General features: G+C 62.0%; 23 protein-coding genes. 19 read left to right on the top strand and 4 right to left on the bottom strand.

Going from position 1 to position 26727, the window contains the following annotated elements; all coding sequences use genetic code 11:
- Nucleotides 1–224: 224 nt before the first annotated feature.
- Complete coding sequence (locus tag EJ067_RS26880; RefSeq protein WP_126088191.1) at nt 225–1268, bottom strand: LacI family DNA-binding transcriptional regulator; 1044 nt, start codon at nt 1266–1268, stop codon at nt 225–227.
- Nucleotides 1269–1482: 214 nt separating this feature from the next.
- Between EJ067_RS26880 and EJ067_RS26885 the strand changes: the two genes are divergently transcribed.
- The 6 genes from EJ067_RS26885 (at nt 1483) to EJ067_RS26910 (ending at nt 8317) form a co-directional block, all read left to right on the top strand.
- The gene (locus EJ067_RS26885) at nt 1483–2526 is read left to right on the top strand and encodes an ABC transporter substrate-binding protein (RefSeq protein WP_126088192.1); all 1044 of its coding nucleotides are present in this window, start codon (nt 1483–1485) and stop codon (nt 2524–2526) included.
- A gap of 36 nt (nt 2527–2562) precedes the next feature.
- On the top strand, nt 2563–3600 hold the full coding sequence (locus tag EJ067_RS26890; protein WP_126089758.1) for an ABC transporter ATP-binding protein: 1038 nt from the start codon (nt 2563–2565) through the stop codon (nt 3598–3600).
- Entirely contained in the window at nt 3597–4484 is an 888-nt protein-coding gene (locus tag EJ067_RS26895; protein ID WP_126088193.1) for an ABC transporter permease, read from the top strand. Before EJ067_RS26890 ends, EJ067_RS26895 begins: the two co-directional genes overlap by 4 nt.
- Entirely contained in the window at nt 4477–5268 is a 792-nt protein-coding gene (locus EJ067_RS26900) for an ABC transporter permease (protein ID WP_126088194.1), read from the top strand. Before EJ067_RS26895 ends, EJ067_RS26900 begins: the two co-directional genes overlap by 8 nt.
- 63 nt (nt 5269–5331) lie before the next feature.
- On the top strand, nt 5332–6192 hold the full coding sequence (locus tag EJ067_RS26905; RefSeq protein ID WP_245468056.1) for a 5'-methylthioadenosine phosphorylase: 861 nt from the start codon (nt 5332–5334) through the stop codon (nt 6190–6192).
- Nucleotides 6193–6883: 691 nt separating this feature from the next.
- A complete protein-coding gene (locus EJ067_RS26910) occupies nt 6884–8317 on the top strand; it encodes an MFS transporter (RefSeq protein ID WP_245468057.1) in 1434 nt (477 codons plus the stop codon).
- Between the two features lie 269 nt (nt 8318–8586).
- On the opposite strand, the gene EJ067_RS35540 is transcribed toward EJ067_RS26910, so the two are convergent.
- Nucleotides 8587–8799: a hypothetical protein gene (locus EJ067_RS35540; protein WP_245468058.1), complete on the bottom strand. Its 213-nt coding sequence runs from the start codon at nt 8797–8799 to the stop codon at nt 8587–8589.
- Between the two features lie 108 nt (nt 8800–8907).
- Between EJ067_RS35540 and EJ067_RS26915 the strand changes: the two genes are divergently transcribed.
- A complete protein-coding gene (locus EJ067_RS26915) occupies nt 8908–11415 on the top strand; it encodes an NB-ARC domain-containing protein (protein WP_245468059.1) in 2508 nt (835 codons plus the stop codon).
- A gap of 179 nt (nt 11416–11594) precedes the next feature.
- Here the strand turns inward: EJ067_RS26915 and EJ067_RS26920 are convergent, their stop codons facing one another.
- Nucleotides 11595–12551, bottom strand: a complete 957-nt coding sequence (locus tag EJ067_RS26920) for an AEC family transporter (protein ID WP_126088197.1) — start codon at nt 12549–12551, stop codon at nt 11595–11597.
- 672 nt (nt 12552–13223) lie between these two features.
- Here EJ067_RS26920 and EJ067_RS26925 point away from each other — a divergent pair.
- From EJ067_RS26925 to EJ067_RS26970, 10 genes are all read left to right on the top strand, one after another.
- Complete coding sequence (locus tag EJ067_RS26925; protein WP_126088198.1) at nt 13224–14009, top strand: alpha/beta hydrolase; 786 nt, start codon at nt 13224–13226, stop codon at nt 14007–14009.
- A gap of 67 nt (nt 14010–14076) precedes the next feature.
- A complete protein-coding gene (gene mdcA, locus EJ067_RS26930; RefSeq protein ID WP_126088199.1) occupies nt 14077–15747 on the top strand; it encodes a malonate decarboxylase subunit alpha in 1671 nt (556 codons plus the stop codon).
- An 11-nt stretch (nt 15748–15758) separates the two neighbouring features.
- On the top strand, nt 15759–16076 hold the full coding sequence (gene mdcC / locus EJ067_RS26935; RefSeq protein ID WP_126088200.1) for a malonate decarboxylase acyl carrier protein: 318 nt from the start codon (nt 15759–15761) through the stop codon (nt 16074–16076).
- Nucleotides 16069–16998, top strand: coding sequence for a biotin-independent malonate decarboxylase subunit beta (locus EJ067_RS26940; RefSeq protein WP_126088201.1), 930 nt, complete (start codon nt 16069–16071; stop codon nt 16996–16998). The genes mdcC and EJ067_RS26940 overlap by 8 nt, the downstream gene beginning before the upstream one ends.
- Nucleotides 16985–17716, top strand: coding sequence for a biotin-independent malonate decarboxylase subunit gamma (gene mdcE, locus EJ067_RS26945; protein ID WP_126088202.1), 732 nt, complete (start codon nt 16985–16987; stop codon nt 17714–17716). Before EJ067_RS26940 ends, mdcE begins: the two co-directional genes overlap by 14 nt.
- Before the next feature lie 55 nt (nt 17717–17771).
- Nucleotides 17772–18386 carry a malonate decarboxylase holo-[acyl-carrier-protein] synthase gene (gene mdcG / locus EJ067_RS26950; protein WP_245468060.1) on the top strand — a complete coding sequence of 205 codons (615 nt, stop codon included), beginning with the start codon at nt 17772–17774 and terminating at the stop codon, nt 18384–18386.
- A complete protein-coding gene (mdcB, locus tag EJ067_RS26955) occupies nt 18362–19258 on the top strand; it encodes a triphosphoribosyl-dephospho-CoA synthase MdcB (protein WP_126088204.1) in 897 nt (298 codons plus the stop codon). Before mdcG ends, mdcB begins: the two co-directional genes overlap by 25 nt.
- On the top strand, nt 19255–20223 hold the full coding sequence (locus EJ067_RS26960; RefSeq protein ID WP_126088205.1) for an acyltransferase domain-containing protein: 969 nt from the start codon (nt 19255–19257) through the stop codon (nt 20221–20223). The genes mdcB and EJ067_RS26960 overlap by 4 nt, the downstream gene beginning before the upstream one ends.
- A gap of 13 nt (nt 20224–20236) precedes the next feature.
- Nucleotides 20237–20662 carry an organic hydroperoxide resistance protein gene (locus EJ067_RS26965; RefSeq protein WP_126088206.1) on the top strand — a complete coding sequence of 142 codons (426 nt, stop codon included), beginning with the start codon at nt 20237–20239 and terminating at the stop codon, nt 20660–20662.
- A 146-nt stretch (nt 20663–20808) separates the two neighbouring features.
- A complete protein-coding gene (locus EJ067_RS26970; RefSeq protein ID WP_189510121.1) occupies nt 20809–23709 on the top strand; it encodes a winged helix-turn-helix domain-containing protein in 2901 nt (966 codons plus the stop codon).
- Nucleotides 23710–23871: 162 nt separating this feature from the next.
- Here the strand turns inward: EJ067_RS26970 and EJ067_RS26975 are convergent, their stop codons facing one another.
- Nucleotides 23872–24633, bottom strand: coding sequence for an SDR family oxidoreductase (locus tag EJ067_RS26975; RefSeq protein WP_189510805.1), 762 nt, complete (start codon nt 24631–24633; stop codon nt 23872–23874).
- 235 nt (nt 24634–24868) lie between these two features.
- Between EJ067_RS26975 and EJ067_RS26980 the strand changes: the two genes are divergently transcribed.
- Nucleotides 24869–25615, top strand: a complete 747-nt coding sequence (locus EJ067_RS26980) for an SDR family oxidoreductase (protein ID WP_126088208.1) — start codon at nt 24869–24871, stop codon at nt 25613–25615.
- Nucleotides 25616–26044: 429 nt separating this feature from the next.
- On the top strand, nt 26045–26548 hold the full coding sequence (locus tag EJ067_RS26985) for an AraC family transcriptional regulator (RefSeq protein ID WP_245468061.1): 504 nt from the start codon (nt 26045–26047) through the stop codon (nt 26546–26548).
- The last annotated feature ends 179 nt before the right edge of the window (nt 26549–26727 follow it).

The following is a 26727-nucleotide window of genomic DNA, read 5'->3' on the forward strand; positions in this document are numbered from 1 at the left end:
TTGCCCGGGAAATGGGCCGCTAATCCCTTGCCGGGGATGGCTCAAATTCAGTTCCGAAATGCAGCCACGGCGTTGACCTTCCGGTGCATGAACATCTCCGCTGCAGGCATCAACCTGCCATCGGCAACATATCGGCGTGTTGAAGAGGAGCGTCCTTGATCCGGATCTGCGCGCCGTTCGGCCCAGTCACCGATAATTGTCAGGGCAATGCGGATCTTCACTTTTCACTTTTTGAGTATTTGACTTACTCCCACTTCTTCAGGTCCGACCTGTTCGCCAGGGTCGAACTCACCTTCAAACAAGACTGTCGCGACCGACCCAAGCGGATTGGCGATCCGGTCCTCCAGCAGCTCGATCAGTTTGTGCCCGACGGCTGCCATGTCTACGGAATGAACGCCGATATTCGCCGGCAGGAAGCGCGACAGACGCGTGTTGTCGCGAGTGACGATGTGGACGTCTCGGCCCGGCTCAAGGCCCCGTCGGCCGAGCGCGTGCAGCGCCCCAAGCAGGCCCAGTTCATTGGCGCACGCCAGGCCCGTTGGCGGATCTGACGACGCCAGCAGCCGATCGAACCAGGCTGCGCTCGATTCCATCGTGAACGTGCCGTGGCCGATCAGCGATTGGTCGATCGGAAGGCCGGCCTCGGCCATCGCTCTCTGATAGCCTTTGAGCCGCGCGGCGCTCGCCTGGTCCTTCGCCACGAGAAGCTGCAGCGCTATGCGTCGGCAGCCCTTGCCCATGAGCCGTCGGGTCGCGTCATAGGCGATCTGCTCATTGTCGATATCGACATAGGGATAGGCGGCGTCCACATCGGTTCTGCCGAAGGTGACGAACGGTATGCCCTGGTCGAGCAGCAGCTTGATGCGCGGATCGCCCGAGACCATGCGCGTGATGATCAGCCCGTCCGCGCTGCGCGCCTGCAACAGGCGCCGCATGCTTTCGACCGGATCATCGTCGGGCGTGGTGGAATATATGGACAGGCTGTAGCCCGTTTGCCGCGCCGCCAGCGTCATGCCCTCGATCAGGGGAAGCTTGGCCAGATCGGACAGGTAATCGCTCGTCTCCATCGGCAGCACCGCCGTCAGCGTCATGGTCCGTCCGGTTTTGAGCGCGCGACCATGATGATCAGGCACGTAGCCGACGCGGTTGGCCACCTCCTTGACCCGCGCCACGGTCGAGGGGTGCACCTCCGGACCGTCCTTCAGAGCGCGCGATACGGTGGTCACCGAAAGAGAAAGTTCCGCCGCGATCTGTTTTAGATTGGCCATGTCGCCCGACTTGATTTGCGAATGCGTCGGCTGATTTTGCTGCGCTTCGTAACGTTACCGGATTCGACCTGACGGTCAAATCCGACGCCCCCCACTATCAAATGTCCGCCGTAAAGCCGCTTGACTCAATGCCGTTTCGCTGCAATCGTAACGTTACGATTTTCAAAATGGCCACGTAATCGACGCTTTGATGAATCCTGGAGGAGGAAAATCCATGTCTTGGCTACCACGCATTTCCTTGGCGGTGATCGCAGTCTCGGCTGCCTTGCCCGTCTATGCTCAAACGGTCACCATCACCACCGCAGGCGGAGACTATGGCAATGCCATCAAGGAGGCCATGTGGGCTCCCGCTGCAAAAGAGCTTGGCTATGAGGTCCGCGAAGAGACGCAGAGCGACGGCCTTGCCGCGTTGAAGATGCAGGTCACCTCGGGCGCGGTCACGACCGACATCATCCATCTCGGCTCACCGGAAGGCGCGCAGGCGGCCGCGCAGTCGCTGCTGGAACCACTCGACTACAAGATTATCGATCCCAAATCCGTGCCGGCCGGCGCAAAGTCCGACTACTGTTATCCGTTCGATTCCTACGGCACCGTCATGTCGTGGAACACCAAGGCCCTTGGCGACAACCCGCCGAAAAGCTGGGCGGAGTTCTGGGATGTCGCCAAGTTCCCGAACCGTCGCGCCTTGCGCGCCAACGCGCAGGACCTGATCGAGATCGCGCTGCTCTCCGACGGCGTGGCGCCGGCGGACGTCTATTCCGTGCTCAGCACCCCGGAAGGGCTGCAGCGCGCCATCAAGCGGATCGAGGCGATCAAGCCAAACGTCTCCGTGTGGTGGACCTCGGGCGCGCAGTCGGCGCAACTGCTGAAAGACGGCGAAGCGGATCTGGTCGTCACCTGGAACGGAAGAGCCCAGACCGTGAAGGCGGATGGCGGCGCCGTCGACTATACGTTCAAGGGTTCCGTTATCGGCACGGACTGCCTCGGTGTGCCGAAGGGCGCCCAGAACAAGGACGCGGCCATGAAGCTCATCGCGGCGATGACGCAACCCGCTCGGGTGGCGAAGCTCACCGATTTCATCGCCTACGGGCCGGTCAACCCTGCCGCCTATGAAGGAGGCCTTATTCCGAAGGACCGTCTGAAGACCCTGGCGACGGCGCCCGAAAACGCCGGCACTTCGGTGTTCTCGAATGCCGACTGGTGGCTGAAGAACGGCGAAGCCGCGCAAAAGGCCTTCGATGAAATGATCAGCCGCTGACGCTCCAGCGCATCAGATGCAACGACGGAGCGCATGATGAAATCGCTTCCGATCACCATCGACAGCGTGCGTAAGGCCTATGGGTCTTACGTCGCGCTGGACGATGTCTCACTCGACATCAGGGCCGGCGAATTCCTGACGCTGCTCGGCCCCTCCGGGTCGGGCAAGACCACTTTGCTGATGGCTCTGGCCGGTTTTGTCCGGCCCGATTCCGGAAAGCTCCTGTTGGGGGATCGCGACATTACTCGCCTTGCTCCCAACAGACGGGAGATCGGCATCGTTTTCCAGAACTACGCTCTGTTTCCCCACATGAACGTCCTCGCCAATGTCGAATATCCGCTGGCGCTGCGCAGGATACCGAAGGTGGAAGCCCGTCAGCGGGCCCTGGACACCTTGGCCCGCGTGAAACTGGAAGGTCTGTCGGAGCGCAGTATTGCCGCACTGTCCGGCGGCCAGCGCCAGCGGGTGGCGTTGGCGCGGGCAATTGTCTTCGAACCGCGCGTGATGCTGATGGATGAGCCACTGTCGGCGCTCGACAAGAATCTGCGCGAGACCATGCAGTACGAGATCCGGCGCCTGCACGATGATCTCGGGATCACCACCATCTATGTGACCCATGACCAGCGCGAGGCGCTGACTATGTCCGACCGGATCGCGGTGATGAATTCCGGCCGCATCCAGCAGATCGACGCGCCTCAGCGAATTTATGATCGTCCATCGACACGCTTCGTCGCCGAGTTCATGGGCGAGGCCAACATTATCGCTCCGGGCCTGGCGCGCAGGATCGATGGCGCCGACGCGCCGCGCGAGACGCTGATGATCCGCGCCGAAAGCCTGCATCTCAATGCGAGCCTCGCCGGACGCGACGGAGTTGCCCTCGACGGGACACTCCGCGCCAAGGCATTTCGCGGCGAGAACTGGCTGTTGACGCTGACGCTTGACGGCGGGCAGGAAGTCCTTGTCTGCATTCCGGCGGCCCTGGCCGGTGGCTGCGTCGAGCTTGCCGCCAGTCAGCGGGTGACCGTCTATGCGCCCGCGCAAAAAGTTCATGTTCTGCCGGGAGCAATGGCGTGAGCGTCGCCGCCGATCCCGCGCTCGCCGCGGATGGCCGACGCGAGCGGCGCTTCTTCCTTTCGCTGTCGCTTCCGGCGCTTTTCATCGTTGGGCTGGCGGCGATACTGCCGCTCCTCTGGATCGTCCGGCAATCCTTCCTGACGACGGCGGGCCAATACTCCGTCGGCAATTACGAGAAGGTGCTGTCGAGCGGGCTGACGTGGTCGGCCCTGGCCACGACCCTTGAACTGTCGCTGGGCACGCTGGTGGTCTGCATTATTCTCGGCATTCCGCTGGCGCTCGCTCTGGCCAGCGCCCGGCCAAGGGTGGCCAACGTGCTGATGGCCTTCGTTATGCTGCCCTTGTGGACCTCTATTCTGGTGCGCACCTATGGGTGGCTCGTGCTGTTGCGGCGCGATGGACTGATCAACGCTGCCTTGACGGGTTCGGGCCTGACCGCGGAGCCATTGCCGCTGGTCTACAATTTCACCGGCACGCTCATCGGCATGGTTCACTACATGCTGCCGCTGTTTCTGCTGCCGGTATACGCCGCGATGCGCGATATCGACACCAACCTCATTCGCGCCGCCGCCAGCATGGGCGCCACGCTCGGGCAGGTGATCCGCACGGTCATTCTGCCGCTTTCCGCCGGCGGCATCCTTTCGGGTTCGATCATCGTCTTCATCTACACGATTGGGTTCTTCATCACGCCCGCGGTGCTTGGCGGCGGCAAGGTCAATCCGCTCTCCATCCGGATTGAGCGCACGCTGTCGACTTTTCAGGATTGGGGCTCGGCGAGCGTCCTGGGCATTCTGCTGCTCGTGCTCATGGCGCTGATCGCGGTGATGTTCCTGACGGCAAGACGGCTGATGGCACACAACAAAATGGGTGCGGCCCATGCTTGAGGCCTATCCGGACAACAGGCTCGCCCGCGTCGCTCTGTGGGGCTTTTCCGCGCTCGTCATGGCGTTCTTGATATTGCCGACACTTGTCGTCGTGCCGCTCTCCTTTTCGGCGTCGGACCTGCTCGAGTTCCCGCCGCGCGCCTACTCGCTGCGCTGGTATGATAACTTCTTCGGGTCGGCCACCTGGATGGACGCGCTGAGGACCAGCCTGATCCTCGGCACTTTGACGGCGGCGATTGCCGTGCCGCTGGCGCTGCTGTCTTGCATCTCGATGAACAGGCTCGGCGGTCGGGCCGCGGCGATCATTCAGGGCGTTCTGCTCACCCCCTCCATCGTGCCGGGAATCCTGCTCGCGATCGGCCTCTTCTTCGTGCTGGCGGCGCAGGCTCTGGTCGGAACGCTGTTCGGCGTGCTGGTGGGCCATGTGGTGCTGGCTATCCCGGTCGCCTGTATTGTGCTGGTGCCCGCTCTTGCCCGGTTCGACTGGAACCAGGTCCAGGCGGCGCGCAGCCTGGGCGCCGACTGGGCCAGAGCCATTGGCGGTATCATCGTTCCGCAACTCAGGATCAGCCTGTTGTCGGCGACATTGATGGCCTTCCTGACCTCGCTCGACGAATCCGTCATCTCGATCTTCGTCGCCAGCGGCCGCAACAGCACGCTGCCGAAGCTGATGTTCCTGTCGCTGCGCGATCAGATCGATCCGACCATCGCCGCGATCTCGACATTATGGACCGCCGTCGTCGTGGCCGTCATCCTGATCGTGACCCTTCGCCAGAAATCCTGACCGAGACCTGAAATCATGCCAAGCAATCCTATCGCAGCCGACCATCAGACAGACATACCCAAGGTGGGGCTGGCGATCATCACCGGCTCGGCAAACTGGGGGCTGGCCTTTCCCGAAGATGTGGAAGTCGATGGCGTGCGCACCTTGCGGCGGGACATCAGCTTCGAGACGCCTTTCGGCCGCACTGACAACTGGAAGCTCATCGAGTTCGATGCCTCGATTACCGCCGAAGGCAGAACGAAACAGGCGCTGTGCATGTATTCGCATGGCAACCCCCGCGACCATATCGACCATTCCTGCCATCGCCGTGCGTTTTGGCTATTGATGAACGCGGGTGTGCGCCAGGTCCTGGCCTGCTCGACCATCGGTGCCGTCAACAAGGCGATCCAGCCCGGCGACATGGTGGTGAACGCCGATATCATCGAGCTGACGCAGACCCCGTTCTCACTGCTTCCCGGCCGCCAGAGCTTCGACTGTTCCGGCAAGCAGATCGTATGCCCAAGATGCGCGGCCGTTCTGGTCGAAACCGCGCGCCGTCACTGGCCGCCGCAATGCCGCGTTCATGGCATCGAACAGCAGCTGGTGGCTGCCCACTGTTACGGGCCGCGTCTTACGAGCCCGGCCGAAGCCTTGGCCTTTCGAAGCATGGGGGCCGACGTGCTCAACCATTCGATTGCCCCCGAAGCCACCTTGTCGCGCGAGATCGGCGCCTGTTTCGTGCCCTTGGCGTTCGTTACGGCGGCCTTCAATGACTATATGGACCGTAATCGCCAGGAATTGCTGCAGCAGGACGTGTTGCCGAGCCTGTCCATGACAGCCTCGCGGGTTGCGCTGGAAACCGCCGCCCGGCTTCCGGCCGATCCGCAATGTTCCTGCCATGGCTTGAAATCGCCGCAGCCGGAGGAACGCTCCAGCCGGTTCTGAGCCAACGCCAGAGCGACCCTCCTTCAGCCTCGCCGATCGGCGCCTCGAGTGCCCGGCTCGCAGTAAGAGACCGCATCTATCGCGAAAGCTTTCTGCCACGGCTCTTCCCCGGCAGAGCGTCTCGCAGAGCGCTTGTGCTAAGGCGAAAGCCGTTTTCTGTGGCGACAGTTCTCGCAGGGGAAACTAGTCCTCCTCCTGATCATTGGGTTCGCCAGACCATACGAGAGAATACGAAGGAAACGGGGTGGCGAACCACCCGCTAACGTATTGATTTCCCTGAGAAAACGATGACCCTCCGGGCCCACCAAAATACCCATTTAAGGTATTGATCTTGCTGTATATTTCCGAGGCTGCCCACAATGTGGACTCGAACCCCCTCTTTCTGACAATAAACTACCCACGCGATTTTCCTCGCGATCTCGGAATCGCCTGAGCCGATATCGCATTGTTCCGGGGCGAGCCGCGAGAGCGCTACCGTGTTTCCCTCCATTCGGAAACGCCGCGATATTATCTAAGGGGTTGGTCCCGATGGACCTGTTCCTTGGCCGCTCGCCGCCAAAGCGGCGGATCTGGCGCGTGGCGCTGTGATCATGAGCTATCAGCAAGGCGCGCCCGACGTGCTGAGCGTGGAGGAAGCGGTGCAGGTGCTCGAAATCGCACCAGGCATCCATGTACAAAGGCTGCCGCCCACATGATGGACGTTGAAGGCGTTAAAGTCGCCGAACTGATTTGTGCCGATTCGTTCGCGGCTCGCGATCCATTTGCCACAGGTTGCTTTTTGCGCGAGGGTTTAAGGATGGCCGAGGGTGCCGTGGGGAACACTCTATTGGACGATGACAGGCCTAATTCGGAACAGAATATTACTACGGCTTCCAGCTGGTACACGGTCATCGTTCTGTGCCTTGCCTTGCTGATTTCCTTCACCGACCGACTCGTTATCAATCTTGTGGTTGATCCTATCCGCGCAGATCTGATTCTGACGGACTTTGAGGTCAGCCTGCTGCAGGGCGCCGGATTTGCCGTGATCTTCGCGCTGGCAGGTTTACCGTGCGGCCGGCTCGCCGATTGGGCTAACCGCCGCAATGTAATCATGACCGGCATCGCGCTCTGGTCTGTAGCGACGATTGCCTGCGGGGTGGCTGGCGACTTCTGGAGCTTTTTTGCCGCGAGGGTCGCGGTGGGCCTCGGCGAGGCAGCGCTGGTCCCGGCAGCTTCGGCGCTGATCTTCGACAGCTTTTCTTCCCGACGGCGCGGCATCGCGCTCGGTATATTTTCGCTCGGCGCGACGTTCGGCACAGGCGTCGCGATGTTCGTTGGGGGTGTAGTGCTGGCTTTCGCCTCGCTGGAGCCCATTGCGTTGATCGGGCCGCTGGCGCCGTGGCGGCAGATGTTCGTGCTGGTGGGGATGCCGGGTCTGTTGCTGCTGCCGCTGCTTCTGCTCATCCGCGAGCCGCAGCGGCGGCACATCTCGGGTCTGCTGCCACTCGCGGGGGTACTCCGCCAACTGGGTGCCAACAACGGCGCAGTGCTCAGGTTGTGCCTGAGCAAAGGGGCCCTCGGGATTGGCAACTACGCTTTCCTCTCCTGGTTGCCGACACTCCTGCAGCGCACGCATGGTATGACCCCCCTTGAGGCGGGCGGCCTTATCGCGTTGTCGATCACGACCAGCGGGGTCATTGCATCGCTTGCCGGCGGCGCGCTCTCGGACTGGATCGTCCGGCGCTGGGGCGTGGCTGCCCGCATCGTCCCGCTTCTTGGATGCTGTACGTTGTCGATCGCAGGAGCCTCAACGACGTTTTTCGCCGCTACTGAGCAGCAGATGACGCTCTCCTTCGCCATCTGGGCCTTTGGTTCGATAAGCGGCTATGTGATTGGGAACGTCGTCATGCAGGAAAACGTGCCGAACGAGATGCGCGCCACAACGATTGCGCTTTCTCTCACCATAACGGCGCTGCTCGGCATCGGGCTCGGGCCGACGCTCGTGCCATTGGTGGCCGAACATGTCTTCGGTGGCGAGGCGAACATGCAACCGGCCATGGCGACGGTGAGCCTGGGCGCGGCGCTGCTTTCCTTTTTCGTGATCTGGCCTTCGGTACGCAAAGGGTTGAGAGCGATGGATGGGTAAGCCAGCGCCGGTTTCTGGAACTGCAGATCATTCTGCCGCCTCCGATTTCTGAGGGCGTAAGCCCGCAGGAGGTTGCCGGTCCAGAACCCCTCCAGCAGGTTGCGGCGGTGTTCAGTCCTTTCGGAGCCTCATTGAGTCTGGCTGCCTTCCATGGCATCGTTTATTGGATTTCGGCTAACCCGTTTATTCAACATAGCCAGGGAGGGACGCTTCCGGGCGGCCTATGCTAAACGATCTTGCCAAGCTTTAACCGCGCGTCAGGTTCGCCTTCATCGGGCGCCATTGTGTCGTTCGGCAGCTTCCGCCTGGATATTGCCCGCCGGCTGCTGTCGCGGAATGGCGAGCCTGTGCGGATCGGATCCCGTGCGCTGGATCTCTTGATCGCCCTGGTTGAGCGTGCCGGCGACATCGTCAGCCGGCACGAGTTGCTTGATCTCGTATGGCAAGGCGTAGTCGTCGATGAAGCGGGCGTTAGGGTCCATATGGCCGCACTACGTCGGGCCCTTGAGGACGGCCAGGACGGAGCGCGGTATATCGTCAACGTCGCGGGCCGCGGCTACAGTTTTGTTGCCCCGATTGTGCGAGACGACATGGATGCGGCGCCCACGACGGTACCGGCTCAAGCGTCCAGGTCGCTTGGCCATGCGCCGCCTCCGCCCCGTTCGCTCATTGGCCGCGAGGCCGTTATCGACAGCTTGAGCGAACTCCTTCTGGAGCGCCGTTTTGTCAGCATTGTCGGATCGGCAGGCATTGGCAAAACGACGGTAGCGGCTGCGATCGCGTTGCGAATGCAGTCAGAATTCGCAGATGACAACATTGCCTTTGTCGACCTTGGAGCGGTCTCGGAAACCGGCGTGGTGCCAGGAGCCGTCATCTCGGCATTGGGGTGTAAACTCGAAGGCACCGACCTTGTCGAAGAGCTTCTATCCTACGTCCGCGACAAGCGCATGCTGGTTGTCTTCGACAATTGCGAGCACCTCATCGATGCGACGGCTTTCCTGGCGGAGCAGCTCGTTCTTGGTGCCCCAGGTCTGCATCTGCTGGCGACCTCTCGGGAATCGTTGCGTGCCGAGGCAGAGACCGTTCACCTGCTGAGCCCCCTTCCGGTTCCCGACAACGAGCTTCCGACCGCAGCGGAGGCGTTGTCGACGGCAGCGGTGCAGCTCTTCATGGATCGGGCGATCGCGAGTGGATTTGACGGCGGACTGACCGACATCGACGCGCCGGTGGTGGCCGAGATATGTCGGCGGACCGATGGCATTGCGCTGGCGATTGAGATGGCTGGCAGCCGCGTCGGCACCTATGGCATCCGTGGCGTGGCAGACTTGCTTGCGAGTAATGTGGAACTGCATTTGCCTGGACGGCGAAACGCCGCTCCGCGGCATCAAACACTCGAAACGATGCTCGACTGGAGCTTCAATCTGCTCACCGAGAACGAGCAGATCGTTCTGGCCCGCCTTTCCGCTTTTGTAGGCTTTTTTACGATGGACGCCGCGCGTTCCATTTCGGGTGACCACGACAGGGCGGCGGTGGCGCCGACGGTGGGGAGCCTGGTTGATAGAAGCCTGGTTTGGGTGCATCCGGTAGACAATGCTGTCTTTTACCGTCTTCCTCACACGACGCGCGCCTATGCGGCGACCAAGCTCAGGGAACTCGGAGACCCTGAGCAGATTTCCCGGCGCCACGCCCGCTATTTCGCGGATCTGTTCAAGGCGGTTGCGCTCAAGCCAGGCTTGTACGCCAACATGGAGCGTCATGCGCTGCATATCGGCAATGTGCGCAAGGCGCTGGAGTGGAGTTTTTCCGACAAGGAATCTTATGCGATCGGCATCGAACTTGCCGCCGATTCATCGCCGTTGTTTATTGGTCTCTGGCTGCTCGCCGAATGCCGCCATTGGTCCCATCTGGCGCTGGGCATAATTGAAAGTTACAGCCGCGGATCCCAGCAGGAGGTGCGCCTGCAAGAAGCCCTGGCGATCTCATCAATGCATACACAAGGCAATCCGCAAGAAGTTCGTGACGCCATCGAACGCGGACTGGATCTTTCCCAGGCGGATGAAAGTGGGGTGCCGCAGATTCGTCTACTAGCCGGTCTCAGCGTCTTCCTGAGCAGGCTCGGTGATTTCGACGGTGGTTTGGACGCAGCCAGACGATGCATGGTTCTTGCAACGCGCAATGGATCGCTTGCCGAAAAAGTAATTTCTGAATGGATGGTCGGCACCGCCTACCATCTCGCCGGCGACCAGGCAGCGGCCGTTGAGCACTGTCGACGCGGTTTCAAGCTCGAAGCCACTGTTGGGCGTGTCGACGTCAATATCTTCGGATATGATCATCATCTGCGCGCCGAAATCGCGCTGGCACGCTGCCTATGGCTCCGCGGCTTCCCCAAGACCGCCAACGGGATGGCGCTCAGGCTCATGAACGAAGCAGAGGGGTCTAGTCTCCCGGGCAATTACAGCATTGCCGCCGCTGCCTCTATTCCTATCCTGCTTTGGGGTGGCGATACGCAGAACTCACGAGAGCACATCGAGCGGGTGATTGCTCATACTGAGAAACATTCTTTGAGGAGCACTGCGGCTGCGGCATGGGCGCTGAAAGGAGAATGGCTCCTGATGACGGGAGAGGCTGCGGCTGCCGTAGACGTGCTGCGACAAGCCCTCCGCATACTTCAACTAGACCCATTTCGCCTGGTCATTCCCCCAGCGTCCCGCGCCTTGGCGGCGGCACTCGTCCATTGTGGCGAATATGACGAAGCTCGTGCATCCATCGCCGAGGCGATTTCTTCGGCCGAGGAAATGGGCCAAAGGCTGTGGGTACCTTCTCTTTACCGGACGCAAGCCGAGATTGCCCTCAAAGCGCCTTGCCCGGATATCGATGCAGCGGAAACGGCCTTGCGAAGATCCATCAAGCTTGCGACAGCTCAGGCTGCCATCGGTTGGCAATTGAATGCCGCCGTTCCATTGGCCCGGCTGTTGATAGACAGCGAACGCAGCGCGGAGGCGTTCGCCATTCTGCAACCGCTCTTCGAGGAATTTTCGGAGAGAACCGGTACAAGGGATCTCGTGGATGCCGAACGCATTCTGGCGTCTCTGAAATAGTTGAAAATTGCCAGAACTGACATCGACGTTGCTGGGACACGAGCGAGTGGCCGCTATCGGCAGCTGACCGTCACGCCGTCGAGTGGCGGAGACCGTGCAAGGATGAGAATAGCCACCTGCTACAGACAGAGCAGGATCTGACATTTGACCGCAGGCGCGATGGCCATGAGACAGGGCACCTAAAGCGGAAAAAGCAACGCTATGACTGTTGTCAGCGTGACGATGCTGAAAAGAGTGCTCGCTATGACCATGGAGCCGGTTGCCGCTGAGTCCAAGCGATAGTCCACGGCAAAGAGAATGCCGAAGAAACCCGACGGCATAGCGGAGATCAGAATGGCTATCTTCGCCGTCTCGGTCGAGATCGGCAACGTGAGCACGACCACGGCAGTCAAGATGGGTCGGCCGATATCGGCAAGCCCTGTTGCGGCAACTACGCTCCAATTCAAGCGAAACGGTTGCGACGAGAGAATAAGACCTGTCAGGAACAGCGCCACACCGGGGGCGGCGACTCCGACGAGCATAAGGCTCGCCTTGGCGAGGGAAGGCAGCCCCAATCCGGCGAGGCAATACAGAATGCCGACTGCGGGAGCCAGAACGACCGGTTTCGTCACCGAGCGGCGGAATGCCTTCCGAACCTGTGCTGCGGGGCCAATCGCGATTTCTTCCTTCGGTTTCCTGGAATTCAGTTCGACGAAAATCAAAGACATGGGGCTGACGATGATCGAGCCGGCGGCAAGCGCGACAGCGATGGGGACTGTGCCACCTGGTCCGATGACGGCAGCCGCTATGGGAAGGCCAACGCCGGCCAAATTCGGGAAAGATACAGTCAAGGCCTGAAGGGCCGCGTCCGCCTTCGAAACGTCCGAGGAAGCACGGACAAAAAAATACCATGCAAGATGAATGAGCAGCATCACGAAACCGAGTGTCAGGAAAAGTGGCACTTGCTCGAGCATCTCGCTTCGCGGTGCGGATGCGGTCGCCACGAACAGCGAGGCAGGCAGGGCAAAGTTCATCACGAGAGCATTGAGACCGCCCACATGATGGTTTTCGACGATGCGGAGCCTGCCGGCGCCGTAGCCAACAACAATCACGAAAAAGATCGGGACGAGTGCCGGAAGGATTGTATCGGCCGTCATGTCGGAGGCTTTCTGCAGATGCAATTCGCCTCGGGGGTATCGCCCAGGATGCTCCACACACGTTTTGCACTCGTTATGATGTGTCGGGTCGACAGATCCAGCTCGGCCTCAGCCGAGCCTGCAACCGCATTTCCCAACCGGATTGCTTCGGCTTGGAAAAGGATGGCTGTGAGGGCATCCGCTATCTGCGATCGCGCGCAGTGTGGGGCGGCCTGCGCGCCACAGTGCCAGTCGTGGGTTCCGCCGTTTGGCCCGGATCCGCGACTGACACTGTCGACATCAAGTAAAGCGCTGTTCGGCGACCGCATTTGGGTGAGTCCTCAGCGTCACGGCGATATCGGTTCGTCATCGGAAGCTCAGGCTTGCACAAGCTCGCGCTTGCCGCGCGTAAATTGTTGGAAAGTGTTGTTGAGGGCCGATGGCAGAGCGCTCGGCCAATGCGTCTCTCGGTGCCGGGTTGAGACGGATCAGATCGTCGGCGAGCCTCGACGATTCCGATAGGTGAACCGACGATCCAAAGGGCGCAGTTTCTGCTGTGGAGCGCTGAGCAAGCCTTCCGATTGTTGGCTTGCGATTATTTACCCATCTTAACGCGCGCTCCGTCCGTATGCATGCCAGCATCTGGCCGTTCACGATTTTCTGAAACGTCAACCCAACCGCCGAGGTGCTGCCATGCCATTTCGCCGTATTTGTTCCGCCGCCTTGCTTGCGTCTTCTTTTGCCCTGATCGCCCCCGCCGCGGCGATGGCCGAGCCCATCAAGAACATCGTCCTGGTGCATGGTGCCTGGGTCGATGGGTCCGGCTGGAAACCGATCTATGACCTTCTGGTGAAGAAGGGTTTCCGGGTGTCGATGGTCCAAGAGCCGGAAACGTCGTTCCAGGATGACGTCGCCGCCGCAAAGCGCGTGCTCGACATGCAGGAAGGCTCGGCCATCCTGGTAGGCCACTCCTACGGCGGCTCGATCGTCACCGAGGCGGGTGTGCATCCGAAGGTGGCCGGCCTGGTCTATGTTGCCGCCCACGCACCAGACGTCGGCGAGGACGAGGGCGAACTCGGCAAGAAGATGCCGAGCGTGCTGGCCAAGACCGAAGGGGCGATCAAAGCGACGCCGGACGGCTATACCTATCTGGATCCGGAACTGTTCCCGAAGCTATTCGCGCCTGACCTGCCTCGCGAACAAGCCGAGTTCGCTGGTCGCTCGCAGGTGCTGGCCAAGGCCGAGGTGTTCAACACGCCGCTGACTGCGGCTGCCTGGAAGACCAAGCCGAGTTGGGGCATCGTCGCCGGCAACGACCAGATCATCAATCCCGACCTCGAACGCTTCTACTATGAACGCGCCAAGGCGCCCTTCATCGTCGTCGAAGGGGCCAGCCATTCGGTCTACGAATCCCATCCAGAGCGCGTTGCCGATGTGATCGTGGAGGCCGCTCGGAAAGTCGGAGAGAAGACGAACTGAACGCAGACCAAAGCCGTCGCACAGCGCCAGCCATGCGACGGCTTCTTTCAGTGCACGAGGTCCGTCCATGACTGTCCTTTCGAACATCTCGTCGACCAGAACCTGGGACGCATCACGTCAGTCACGCGAGCAACGCATTGCCGCCGGCAGCGCCTATGCCCGTGGCAAGCAGGTCGCACCCGGGGATATGACGAAGCTGCTGGAGGCGGTGATACGGCCGGGCGACCGGATTTGCCTCGAAGGCGATAACCAGAAGCAGGCCGACTTCCTCGCCGCCCGGCTCGCGGAGGTCGACCCTTCGGTGGTGAAGGACCTGCACATCGTGCAGTCGGGCGTGGTTTTGGCCGAGCATCTCGACCTCTTCGAGGCCGGCATCGCGAAGAGGCTCGACTTCTCCTATTCCGGCCCGCAGGGCGCGGCGATCGCGCGCGCACTCAAGGCTGGCAAGATCGAACTCGGCGCCGTTCACACCTATCTCGAGCTGTTCTCGCGCTATTTCATCGATCTTACCCCGCATGTCGCGCTCACCGTGGCGCGCTGCGCGGATCGCGACGGCAACCTCTATATGGGCCCGAACACCGAGGACTCGCCCGTTGTCATTGAGGCGACCGCCTTCAAGCAGGGGATCGTCATCGCGCAGGTGAACCAACTGGTCGACAAGGTGCCGCGCGTCGACGTGCCGGGGGACCGGGTCGACTTCGTGGTGGTGACGCCCGAGGCCTTCTATGTCGAGCCGCTGTTCACCCGCGACCCGGCACAGATCACCGAAACGCAAATCCTCGGCGCCATGCTGGCGATCAAGGGCATCTACGCGCCTTACGGCGTGAAGCGGCTGAACCATGGCATCGGCTTCAACACTGCCGCTATCGAGCTGATCTTGCCGACCTATGCCGAGCGGCTTGGGCTTAAAGGCAAGATCGCCACGCACTTCGCCCTCAACCCGCACCCCACCCTCATCCCCGCCATAGAGTCGGGCTGGGTCGAACAGGTGCACAGCTTCGGCTCGGAAGTCGGCATGGACGACTATATGAAGGCGCGGCCGGACATTTTCTTCATTGGCCGCGACGGTTCGATGGCGTCCAACCGCATGTACTGCCAGTCGGCCGGGCTTTACGCGACCGACTTGTTCATCGGCTCGACTCTGCAGATCGATCTTCAGGGCAACTCCTCGACCTTCACCCGCGACCGCATCGCCGGCTTCGGCGGAGCGCCCAACATGGGCTCGGACCCGCATGGACGGCGCCATGCCAGCGAGGCCTGGTGGAAGGCGGGCTGTGAAGCCGCCGGGGAGGCGACGAGCCTGCCGCGCGGGCGAAAGCTGGTGGTGCAGATCGTCGAGACCTTCGGCGAAAAGCTTGACCCCACCTTCGTTGAGAGCCTCGACAGTGTCGAACTGGCCAAGTCGCTCGACCTCGCGCTTCCACCGGTGATGATCTACGGCGATGACGTCAGCCACATCGTTACGGAGGAGGGCATCGCCAACCTTCTGCTCTGCCGCACAGCGTATGAGCGCGAGCAGGCGATCCGCGGCGTCGCCGGCTATAGCGATGTCGGCCGTGCCCGCGACCGCAAGGCCGTGGAGGATCTGCGGGCCCGCAAGGTGATCCAGCGGCCGGAAGACCTTGGCATCGATCCGCTCGAGGCCAACAAGAGCCTGCTCGCCGCGCGCTCAATCAAGGAGCTCATGCACTGGTCGGGCAATCTCTACGATCCGCCGGCCAAGTTCCGCAATTGGTGACGAGGCGACACATGGAAATCCTCAAAGTCCATCACAAAACCCGCAATCCAGCCGCCGGCACCATCGGCAGCGCTCTTGTCGGCGTCGTCGCCTCCGGCAATCTCGAAGTCCTGCTGGAACGCACGCTTGCCGGTACTGAATGCACCGTCGAAATCGCCACCCCGGTGCGCGGCTATGACGATGTCTGGAAGGGCGTCGTCGCCGACTTTGTCGAGCGCGCCTCGCCGGGCGGCCTGCGCATCTCCATCAATGACGGCGGCGCCCGACCCGACACGGTGATGCTGCGGCTGTTGCAGGGCGTGCGGACCATGGAGGCTGGCCATGACTGACCCGAGGCATCCCTCTGCCGATACCGCAAGCTGGTTCCTCTCGACCGCGCGCGAGCGTCTCGCGGGGCTGCTCGATCCGGGCAGCTTCACGGAGTTCCTGCCGCCGACGGAGCGCGTGCAGAGCCCCCATCTTGTCTTGTTCGACCTGCCCGCAGCCTTCGATGACGGCATGGTTGTCGGGCGCGGTCGGCTCGGGAAACGTGCCGTTCTTGTCGCGGCACAGGAGGGCCAGTTCATGGGCGGCACCTTCGCTGAGGTGAGCGGGGCCAAACTCGTCGGCCTGCTACGCGCCGCACGCGACGATGCGAAGCTGCCGCGCATCGTCCTCTTGCTGCTCGACAGCGGCGGAGTGCGATTACAGGAAGGCAATGCCGGCGAGCTCGCGGTGGCCGAGGTTATGCGCGCCATCGTCGAGGCGCGCGGCTACGGCGTGACTGTCATCGCCCTCGTCGGCGGGAGAGCAGGCTCCTTCGGCGGTGCGGGCCTCACCGCCGCCACCTGCTCGCGGATCGCCATTTCGGAACAAGGGCGCACCGGCGTGTCAGGCCCGGAGGTGATCGAGACCAACAAAGGCGTCGAGGAATTCGACTCGCAGGACAAGGCGCTCGTTTGGAGCGTGACCGGAGGACGCAATCGCCGCCTGCTCGGGGGCGCCGACGCCTATGCCGGGGACACTGTGGCGGGCTTCCGCGACGCCGTGCTCGCGTTGATCGACCGAGCGCCGCCTTTCGACCTCGCGACCCTGCGCTCCGAGCAACGACGGCTCGCCGACCGGATAGAGCGCCTTGGTGCGTGCCATTCGGCGGTCGAGATGTGGGTAGCGCTCGGCATTACCGAACCGCAATCCATCCGGAACTTGGATGACACGGCCTTCGCGGAAATCGTCAAAAGCCTGAGAGGGGCTGCTTATGACGCTCGATGAGATCCTCTCAAGTCTCTTCCCCAAGGGCCACGACATCGATCCCCGGTCCGATCATCTGATCCTCGGCATGGGAAAGCGGGGCAATGGTGGCACCGTCGAGGTGGTCGGCATCGCCGACGGCGAGGCATTGGGGATCGAGGGCGTGCTGCCACTGGCCCGACGCGTGCTCGACATTGTCGCGAGGGGCGGCAAGGCACCGATCCTTGTCATCGTCGATACCCAGGGCCAACTCATGTCCCGCCGCGACGAGATGCTCGGCCTCAACGAGTATCTCGCCCACCTGGCGAAATGCCTGCTGCTGGCGAGCCGCAGCGGCCATGCCACCGTCGGGCTGAATTACGGCAAGGCCGTAGCCGGCGCGTTCCTCGCTACTGCGCTTGCCACCGACGTCCTTGTCGCGCTGCCTGACGCAGAGCCAGCGGTGATGGACCTGCCCTCCATGGCGCGCGTGACCAAATTGCCGGAGGACAAGCTGAAAGAGCTGTCGCAAACCACCCCGGTTTTCGCACCCGGCCTTGCCTTTATGAGCGCCGTCGGCGCGGTGGCGCAGGTGTGGGATCCCGCGAAGCCGCTCGCTGATCAGCTCGAGGCCACGCTGGCGGCTATCCCCGCGCGCGATAAGCGAGACGTGCTCGGCGCCGAGCGTGGCGGGCGCCCTATCGCCGCGCAGATCGCGCGGCGCGTGGCACACCAAGCGTCCGGTGACGACTATGTCTAGCCATCCCTATCGCCGCCACGATCTGCTGCGCGTAGAGCCAGGGGCGTGGAGGGAGATGCTCCTCGCTATCGGTAGCCTCGACAGTCTGGCCGATGAGCCCCGGCCCTTGGTCGAAAGCTGGGCCGAACGCGGTTTTCCGGTGATCGTGCGGCGGGGCACTGCGGGTGACGACGAGAGCGCGATCGCCATAGGCCTTCCGTTGCCGCCCACACTCGGCAAGCTGAGGCTGGGCTTTTTAATCCCTCCCAAGCACGTGGCGGCAAGTGTCGCGGCACACTCCGTGGCCGAGGCAGCGCGGTCGGCCCCCGCGCACCTGCGCCCACAGCTGCAAGCTGCTGCCGCTCTCGCGATGCGGCTGCGGTTGCGGCCGGTCGTCTTCGGCGCGCTGCTTTGGCAGCATCTGACAGGGCTCGCCTATCTGCGAGCCGGCTCGGACATCGATCTCATCTGGCCAGTATCTCGCCGAGAAGACCTTGACGAGCTGCTCGGCGGTCTCGCCGCGCTCGACGACGCCGGCCCGGCCCGACTCGACGGCGAGATCATCTCCCGCACAGGCGAAGGCGCGAACTGGCGCGAACTGCGCAGCGCACTCACCCGCCATGGCGGCACAGTCCTGGTCAAATCGATGCACGGAGCGGAGCTCAGATGCGCACGACATCTCTTCGTGTGAGCGCGACTTTACCGAAGCGCGCGCCGGCGCACGGGCGGGCACCGCTCGCACCTGTCGACGCCGAACGGTTCGGCGGCATGGCGGCCGATGCGCTGCTCGCCGAACTCGACACCTGGCCGAAGCCCGGCCTCGTCAGCCCGCTCGACAACGGCAGCCATGGCGACATGGACTATGGCACCTTCGTGAGCAGCATAAACGGCATTCGCCCCTTCTATGCCGAGCTTGCCGCAGCCGGCGCGGCGGGCGCCGATATGGCAGAGTTGCGGCGAATAGGTGGGCTCGCAGAAGACGCCATGCTCGCTGCCACCGGAGGGGTGAACACCCATCGCGGCGCAATCTTCGCGCTCGGCCTGCTCTGCGCGGCAGCCGGCGCGGCACGCGCCGAGCGTCGCCGTCTTTCGTCAAAACGGCTGACACGGATAGTCGTAGAGCGCTGGGGTCGAGAAATCACGCGCGGCCCGATCCCGCTGAACAGCCACGGCAGCGATGCGCTGCGGCGCTTTGACGCCGGCGGTGCGCGCGCGGAGGCGGCCGCCGGCTTTCCGCATGCACGGACGATCGGCCTTCCGGCGCTGCTGGCCGGCCGGGTGCTCACTGGCGATGAAGGCACGGCGCGGGTGCATGCCTTCTTCGCATTGCTGGCGGTGATGGAGGACACCAACCTGCTCCACCGCGGTGGCACGGAAGGGCTGCGGGACGCACACCGCGCGGCATGCGATTTCCTTCTCGCCGGAGGCGTCGGCCGGACGGACTGGCTTGCCCATGCCATGGCCGTGCACCGCGCATTTGTGGCGCGGCGCCTCAGCCCAGGTGGATCGGCCGATCTGCTGGCCGTAACGATCTTCCTCGATCATGTCGAGAATACGCCGTGAGCGGCATCGCGATATTGTGCTCGGGACAGGGTAAACAGAGCGCGGCCATGTTCGATCTCGTCGCCTCCGAGCCGACGGCGGCGCCCGTCTTCGCGCTCGCCGCCGCGGCGCTCGGCGGCCGCGACCCGCGCGACCTCGCCCACCAGGGCGGCGACATCATTCACCGCAACGACGTTGCGCAGGTGCTTTGCTGCGCGGCGGCGCTCGCCGTATGGGCGGCGGTCGGCTCGTCAGCTTCGCGCCCGATCACCGTCGCCGGCTACAGCGCGGGCGAAGTGCCGGCCTGGGCGGTCGCCGGCGTAGTGGACGCATCTAGCGCCTTCAATCTTGTGACGCGCCGCGCTGCCCTCATGGACGAGGCCACGCGCGAGCCTTCCGGGCTCGCCGCCATTATCGGCTTGCCGCGCGATGTGGTCGACGGAATTTGTCGCGCCCATGGGCTCGACGTCGCCATCGTGAACGGTCCGCTGCACCTCATCGTCGGCGGACGCGCGGCGGGCCTCCGGCCGGCGCTCGCGGACGCTACCGCGCGTGGCGCCACCCGCGCGACGGTGCTGCCGATCCACGTCGCATCCCACACGCCGGCCCTCAAAGCCGTGAGCGAGCGGCTCGGCAGGCTGGTGAGCGAAACCGTCACGAACGCCCGTTTGCCAAGCGATGTCCGACTCGTCAGCGGCATCGACGGGGTGCCTGTTCGCAGCGTCGTCGATGGTCTCGTCAAGCTCGCGGCTCAGGTCTCGACAACCATCGATTGGACGGCCTGCCTGGATGCTTGCCGCTCCTCCCGTCCCGCCCGCGTGCTCGAACTCGGACCTGGTAACGCGCTGTCGCGGATGATGACCGAGTTCGAGCCCGGCATACCAGCGCGCAGCGCCGCCGATTTTCGCTCCGTCGCTGGCCTGCGCCGGTGGATGGAAAGTGGCGTCCTAAACATCCAACACAGATGCGGGACCAACCGCTCATGAAGGGAGATAACGCATGACTATTCTCTACTCGACCAAGGTGACGGCAACCGGCGGCCGCAAGGGAACGATCCGCAGCGAGGACGGCATTCTCAATCTCAAGCTTGCCATCCCCAAGGAACTCGGTGGTGTGGGCGGCGCCACCAATCCCGAACAGCTCTTTGCCGGCGGCTATGCCGCGTGTTTTGAAAACGCGCTGTTGCGTGTTGCTCGGCAGTCGGGGCATCGCTTCGCCGATGGCGACGTGATCGTCGTCGCTGAAATCGGCCTCAGCCGCAACGAAGCCGATGCCTTCGTGCTGCACGCCTCTCTCGCCATCACCGTCTCCGGCGTCGATCAAACGACAGCCGAGGAGCTGGTGAGAAATGCCGACGCCATTTGCCCCTATTCCAATGCCGTTCGAGGAAACGTCGATGTCGCGAAGGCAGTGGTTGCCATATGACGATCGGCAGAAACAGTGATGATAGCCTTCGGCATATGTCGCACGTCAGACCGACTTTTTTCTCGGGCCGAATGTCAGTTGCTTTCAAACAGGTCTTTCGTTCCCTTCAACATGCTAGTCTAACTGCAGCGCAGGAGCGGGGAGCGATGACAGGTCAAGCGATGGTCCGGACGGACGAGGGCTTGCTTGCCCCGCCGCATGTCGAAGCTAGCGCGCACGCTCCGATATCGTTCGGCAGCTTTCGCCTGGATCGGGCACAGCGGCTACTCCTGCAGGATGGCGAGCCTGTTCGGATCGGCTCGCGCGCCCTTGATTTGCTGATTGCCCTTATTGACCGTGCCGGCGACATCGTCAGCAGGCATGAGTTGCTGGAACTCGTATGGCGAAACGTTGTCGTCGACGAGGCGGGGGTGAGGGTACACATGGCTTCGCTTCGCCGGGCTCTAGGAGACGGTCGAGACGGGGCACGATACATCGTGAACGTCGCCGGCAGGGGCTATAGTTTTGTCGCTCCAATAACACCCAACGAACCGGATCCGCGGCCGCCTCCACCGGCGGCGTCTTTGGCACCCCGATCCACAGGCCGTGTTCCACCGCCACCTCGTTCGCTGATCGGCCGGGAAGCCGTCATCACTAGCCTGAGCGAACTCCTTTTGGCGCGCCGTTTCATCAGCATCGTCGGACCGGGAGGCATCGGCAAGACGACAGTCGCTGCGGCCATTGTCCAGAGGCTGCAAAGTGCATTCGACGACACGAACGTCATATTTGTCGATTTCGGCGCAATGACCGAGGGCCGCCTGGTTCCCGGGGCCGTCATCGCGGCGGTCGGCTGTGCAATTGGAGGCGCGGATCCAGTCACCGAACTGGTGACCTTCCTCGCGGACAAACGCGTGCTGATCATCTTCGACAGTTGCGAGCATTTGGTCGATCCGACGTCGCTCTTGGCCGGCGAGCTCTTTCAGCGCTCGCCAGGCGTGCATCTGCTGGTGACTTCCCGTGAATCGCTACGTGTCGATGGAGAGACCGTCCATCTCTTGAGCCCTCTGGCCTATCCGGCCGACGAGTTTCCGACAGCGCCCGAGGCGCTGGCGACACCGGCGGTGCAACTCTTCATGGATCGGGCAGCGTACAGCGGGTTCCACGGAGAGTTAACTGACAGCGATGCGCCCGTCGTCGGTGAGATCTGCCGCCGCACCGATGGCATCGCGCTTGCAATCGAACTGGCAGCCAGTCGAGTCGGAACTTACGGCATCCGCGGCGTCGCCAATCTTCTGGCCGGCAATGCGAAATTGCGCTTGGCCGGGCGGCGCACTGTCGTTCCACGACACCAGACGCTCGAAGCGATGCTCGACTGGAGCTTCGAGCTACTTGCGGAACTTGAGCAGCGGATCCTCTCCCGCCTCTCCGTCTTCGTCGGGCTCTTCTCGATAGAAGCGGCGTGCTCCGTTGCTGGCTCGGCCGGAGATGACGGTAAGGCGACAATGGTGTCGATAGCAAGCCTCGTCGACAAATCCATGGTCTGGGTCCAGCCGGTAGGTGAGGTCGTCTTCTATCGCCTTGCCGATGTGACCCGCGCATATGCAATGACGAAATTGCAGGAGTTCGAAGAGCCTGAACCTATTTCCCGGCGCCACGCTCGTTACTTTGCCAGCCTGCTCAAGGGCATTGCGCTCGAACATGGCGCCTATGCCGATATGCGACCATATGCACCGCACATCAACAATGTCCGAAAGGCACTCGAGTGGAGCTTTTCAGACCCGGAATCGCATGCTGTAGGGGTCGAACTGGCAGCCGATGCTGTACCTCTGTTTCTCAATCTTTGGCTACTTTCCGAAGGTAGGCATTGGTCGCGTTTCGCGTTGAGCGCGAGCGATGAAATCAAGGAACTCCCTCGGCGCGAAGCGCGACTGCCGGAGGCACCGGCAGATTCTGCCCAGAACCCACAAGACGATGCGCAGGAATTTTCTGACGCGATCGAGCCGGGAACGAATCTATTAGAGGCTGACGGCGGCGAAATGACGCGATTTCGTCTTTTGGCTGGTCTTAATAGCTTCCTGACGACGCTCGGTGACTTCGAAGGTGGGTTGGCTACTGCAAAGAGGTGCGCCATCATCGCGGATCGGAGCGGAGCGCTCAGCGACCGAGTCATTGCCGAATGGATGCTCGCCGCATCCTACCACACCGGAGGCGACCAGGCCGCCGCCATGACACATTGCGAGCGCGGCTTCGCGCTTGATGCCGAGATCGGCCACCCGGAGATCCGTCTATTCGGCTACGATCACCATTTGCGTGCCGAGCTTGCTTTGTCGCGCATCCTTTGGCTCAGGGGATCTCCCGAGCGTGCTTGCAGGCTGGTCCTGGAAACCATGGAGGGCGCCGCGCTGTCGTCCCTGCACGGTGACTACAGCATGGCCGCTGCTAACGGCGTCGCGGTTCTGCTCTGGAGCGGCAATACTCGGGACTCGGGCACCCACATCGACCGCTTGATAGCGCATGTAGAGACACATCCCTTCAAGTTAAACGCCGCCGCTGCCTTGGCGTTGAAAGGAGAATGGCTCGTGATGGTTGGGGAACCTCTGGCAGGCATCGCCGCACTGCAAGAAGCGCTCAAGATGCTTAACCGGGAGCAGTTTCAAATGGTTGTGCCAGGCGCAGCCAGGGCTCTGGCCGACGGGCTCGCTCAAAGCGGCCAGTATCGCGAGGCGCAAACGATGATCGATGAGGCCACTTCTTCCGCGGAACGAATGGGGCAAAAATTCTGGCTGCCCGATCTGTATCGGACAGAAGGTGAGATCAACCTGAAAGCACCTTCCCCCGATGTCGAGGCGGCCGAGCAGGCTTTCCTCGTGTCTATCAAGCTTGCGGGAGAACAGGGAGCTATAGGGTGGGAACTAAAAGCTGCGATTCCGTTGGCGCGCCTGTTAATAGGCCTGGAACGCGGCGCGGACGCGCTCGCGCTTCTCGCCCCGATCTATGAGGCGCATTCGGAGAGAACCGGCACAACTGATCTCGCGGATGCCGAGAGCATACTGGAATCTTTGCGATGATCGTCACTGATCCGACCGGCTCATCGCGAACGTGCCGGCGCGGCGCCCAAGGCCGGATCGAGAAGCGGAAGTTAAAGGCGCCGGCTCCTAATACCTGTCGGCTGACAGTAGGGAAGCATTTCAAACGATGGTAGGCGTGGCGCCCGCCATCGATGATGGTGGCTAGATCGCCAAACCGCCGGATACCTCGATGACCTGCGCGGTGACCCAGCGATTGTCGTCGGAGAGCAACGAAGTGATCATCGGCCCGACATCGTCGGGAACTCCTGCTCGGCCGAATGCTGTCATTCCGGCGACCTGCTTGTTGAGTTCCGGATTGTCACGAACCATGCCTCCGCTGAAATCCGTCTGGATCGACCCGGGCGCCACTGCGTTCACCGCGATACGGCGCGGACCGAGTTCCTTGGCCTGATAGCGGGTGAGAACTTCGATGGCTCCCTTGAGCGCACCATATGGAGCGCTGCCGGGAATGATGATGCGGGCGAGGCCGCTCGAAAGGTTCACGATCCGCCCGCCATCGCTGATCAGCGGCAACAGTTTTTGGGTGAGAAAGAAAACCCCTTTGAAGTTCACCCGATAGAGCGTGTCGAGTTCGTCCTCGGTCGTCTTCTCGATTGAATTGTGATGTGAGATGCCCGCGTTGTTGACGAGATAGTCAAAGTGCTGGGCGCCAAGCCCTGTCAGCGTGTCACGGACTTTCTCTGCGAACGCATCGAAGGTCGAGGCTTGTCCGACGTCGAGCTGCAAGGGGATGGCCTTGCGTCCGATCGCGGCAACCTCTGCCGTCACAGCTTCCGCTTCAGCGCGAGCCGAATTGTAGGTGAAGATGCTGTCGACACCGCAGCGCGCGAGGCTGACCACTGTGTTGCGGCCCAGACCGCGGCTTCCTCCTGTCACAAGCGCAATTTTGTTTTCAGGTTGCATCATTCGCCTCCACAATCGAGAGCCGGATCCGTTCCAGCGTTTGCCCTGAGAGCGTAAATTCGATTGTTATGGCGGCGCCAGTAAATATTTGAAAAAAATGGCAAAGAAGAAAGCGATTTCCCCAATAATCAACGTTTATAACTACGAAGTGATTTCAGTATTTTTCAATATATACGTTTTTGATTGACGCAAAATCTGTACATATATTCGCGTTTGGTAACAACGGGAGAACACCATGAGCCTGCAGGAAAAAGTCGCGCTGGTTACCGGCTCGGGTCGCGGCATCGGTCGCGCAATCGCGGAACGCTATGCCGCGCGCGGCGCAAGAGTTGTGGTGAATTATGCGAACAACAGCGCGCTGGCTGAGGACGCCGTCGCGAAAATTGTGAGTGCGGGAGGCAAGGCCATTGCGGTCCAGGCGGATGTCGCCCGCGTCGATGACATCAAACATCTCTTCGATACGGTGCTGGACACCTATGGGCGGCTCGACATCGTCGTCGCCAACGCGGGTATCGAGCTGGTCGCCCAATCCGTCATTGACTTCACCGAGGCAGACTTCGATCGGCTCTTCGCGGTGAATGCCAAGGGCGCCTTCTTTACGCTTCAGCAGGCTGCGCGCCACGTCGCCGACAATGGCAGGATCATCTACATAGGCACGAGCAATACAGCGTTCCCCCTGCCTGGCCGCGCTCTGTATGGTGGGAGTAAGATCGCAGCTCAGTTTCTCATCCAGGTGCTGGCTAAGGAGCTCGGCCACCGCGGCGTCGCGGTCAACTCAATCCTGCCGACCGCCATCGAGGGAGCCGGCGTATTTACGGACGGCGTGCGTTCTGAAGTCCGTGAGTTCGTGAAGTCATTCCGGCCGATGCAACGGATGGGTACCGTCGAGGACGTCGCCGACGCTGCCGAATTTCTGGCCGGTGATTTGTCGGGTTTCGTCAGCGGTCAACATCTAATGGTTAGCGGCGGCGGACCGGCGTGAACTGAGAAGCTGCAGTTGGCGTCTGAGTGGTCGATTAAGCTCGGGTTGTCCGCGATCGTATGAGCCACCGCAAGGTGGCGCAGCGGCTCCGATATACTGCTCGTTGAATCCAGCATTCGCAAAACGCGCTTTACAGCCTTTTGCAACGTTAAACTGGCGCCTTGATCGATACGGGTCGATGCTGAGGCCTGAATACAGAAAGCAACAATTCCGCAGAAAGAGGGGATGATGTACAGGCTAGGCGAAACTGCGCGATATTTCGGGCACGAGCTAAGGCAGCCGCTTGTTTCGGCACCGCCCGCTCCGGCCAGCCTCCTTGCAACCGATCAAGAGGCATCCAGCCTGGCAAGTCATTTTGCGCACATCCGGGCGAGCAGGAGTGTTGGCGGGCACGTTGGCGATTCTGCGGTGAGAATAAAGTTGCCCTTCATGGACGTCGTGCTCTCACTGTCCGCGTGTGCCTCCAATGGGACAATGGACGTCCAAGAGTTCGCCATGCCCGCGACCTCGGATGCCATTTCGGCCGACCCGGTTTTGCAGCAACTAGTCGAGCAGTTCCGCCGCTCCGAGAGCGACGATGAGGATGGACTTTATTCTGATGCCATCCGGCTTGCTCTCGCCGCACGATGGCTTCGTCTGCGCTCGAACGGGCAGAGCCAGCCTGTCGATGGATTGCAGCAGTGGCGGTTAAAGCGCGTGACGGCCTACATCGACCAGCATATTAACGAGGCCATCTCGCTTGCCGACTTGGCTCAAACCGCTGGCCTTAGCCGAATGTACTTTGCCGCGCGGTTTCGTGCAGCGACCGGCCTGCGTCCTCACGACTATATCTTGCGGCAGCGAATCGAGCGAGCCAAGGAACTGCTTCTACAAAACGAACAGTCCCTGGTCGACGTCGCCCTAACGACTATCAGCGGAGAACTCGCGCTGTAAGGAATCTGGCGCAATCCTTCGGGCAGTGCCTCGATGATCAGGACAACGCCGTGAGGACGCCTCCGGTTGTTTTCGGGCGACTGCGCAAGGCGCTGGATTTGGCCGGCGCAGATGTTCAGCAGGGGTCAGCGTAGAGACTAATCCGATGATGCAGCAATAGGCGCTCGTGATGGCTGGAC

This window comes from Mesorhizobium sp. M1D.F.Ca.ET.043.01.1.1 (assembly GCF_003952385.1).
In the GTDB taxonomy this organism is placed as follows: domain Bacteria; phylum Pseudomonadota; class Alphaproteobacteria; order Rhizobiales; family Rhizobiaceae; genus Mesorhizobium.

Coding starts and splice junctions, on each gene's coding strand:
- EJ067_RS26880 (WP_126088191.1), bottom strand. CDS start 1,268: ATGGCCAATCTAAAACAGATCGCGGCGGAACTTTCTCTTTCGGTGACC.
- EJ067_RS26885 (WP_126088192.1), top strand. CDS start 1,483: ATGTCTTGGCTACCACGCATTTCCTTGGCGGTGATCGCAGTCTCGGCT.
- EJ067_RS26890 (WP_126089758.1), top strand. CDS start 2,563: ATGAAATCGCTTCCGATCACCATCGACAGCGTGCGTAAGGCCTATGGG.
- EJ067_RS26900 (WP_126088194.1), top strand. CDS start 4,477: ATGCTTGAGGCCTATCCGGACAACAGGCTCGCCCGCGTCGCTCTGTGG.
- EJ067_RS26910 (WP_245468057.1), top strand. CDS start 6,884: ATGATGGACGTTGAAGGCGTTAAAGTCGCCGAACTGATTTGTGCCGAT.
- EJ067_RS35540 (WP_245468058.1), bottom strand. CDS start 8,799: ATGGACCCTAACGCCCGCTTCATCGACGACTACGCCTTGCCATACGAG.
- EJ067_RS26915 (WP_245468059.1), top strand. CDS start 8,908: ATGGATGCGGCGCCCACGACGGTACCGGCTCAAGCGTCCAGGTCGCTT.
- EJ067_RS26920 (WP_126088197.1), bottom strand. CDS start 12,551: ATGACGGCCGATACAATCCTTCCGGCACTCGTCCCGATCTTTTTCGTG.
- EJ067_RS26925 (WP_126088198.1), top strand. CDS start 13,224: ATGCCATTTCGCCGTATTTGTTCCGCCGCCTTGCTTGCGTCTTCTTTT.
- mdcA (WP_126088199.1), top strand. CDS start 14,077: ATGACTGTCCTTTCGAACATCTCGTCGACCAGAACCTGGGACGCATCA.
- mdcC (WP_126088200.1), top strand. CDS start 15,759: ATGGAAATCCTCAAAGTCCATCACAAAACCCGCAATCCAGCCGCCGGC.
- EJ067_RS26940 (WP_126088201.1), top strand. CDS start 16,069: ATGACTGACCCGAGGCATCCCTCTGCCGATACCGCAAGCTGGTTCCTC.
- mdcE (WP_126088202.1), top strand. CDS start 16,985: ATGACGCTCGATGAGATCCTCTCAAGTCTCTTCCCCAAGGGCCACGAC.
- mdcG (WP_245468060.1), top strand. CDS start 17,772: ATGCTCCTCGCTATCGGTAGCCTCGACAGTCTGGCCGATGAGCCCCGG.
- mdcB (WP_126088204.1), top strand. CDS start 18,362: ATGCGCACGACATCTCTTCGTGTGAGCGCGACTTTACCGAAGCGCGCG.
- EJ067_RS26965 (WP_126088206.1), top strand. CDS start 20,237: ATGACTATTCTCTACTCGACCAAGGTGACGGCAACCGGCGGCCGCAAG.
- EJ067_RS26970 (WP_189510121.1), top strand. CDS start 20,809: ATGACAGGTCAAGCGATGGTCCGGACGGACGAGGGCTTGCTTGCCCCG.
- EJ067_RS26975 (WP_189510805.1), bottom strand. CDS start 24,633: ATGCAACCTGAAAACAAAATTGCGCTTGTGACAGGAGGAAGCCGCGGT.
- EJ067_RS26980 (WP_126088208.1), top strand. CDS start 24,869: ATGAGCCTGCAGGAAAAAGTCGCGCTGGTTACCGGCTCGGGTCGCGGC.
- EJ067_RS26985 (WP_245468061.1), top strand. CDS start 26,045: ATGGACGTCGTGCTCTCACTGTCCGCGTGTGCCTCCAATGGGACAATG.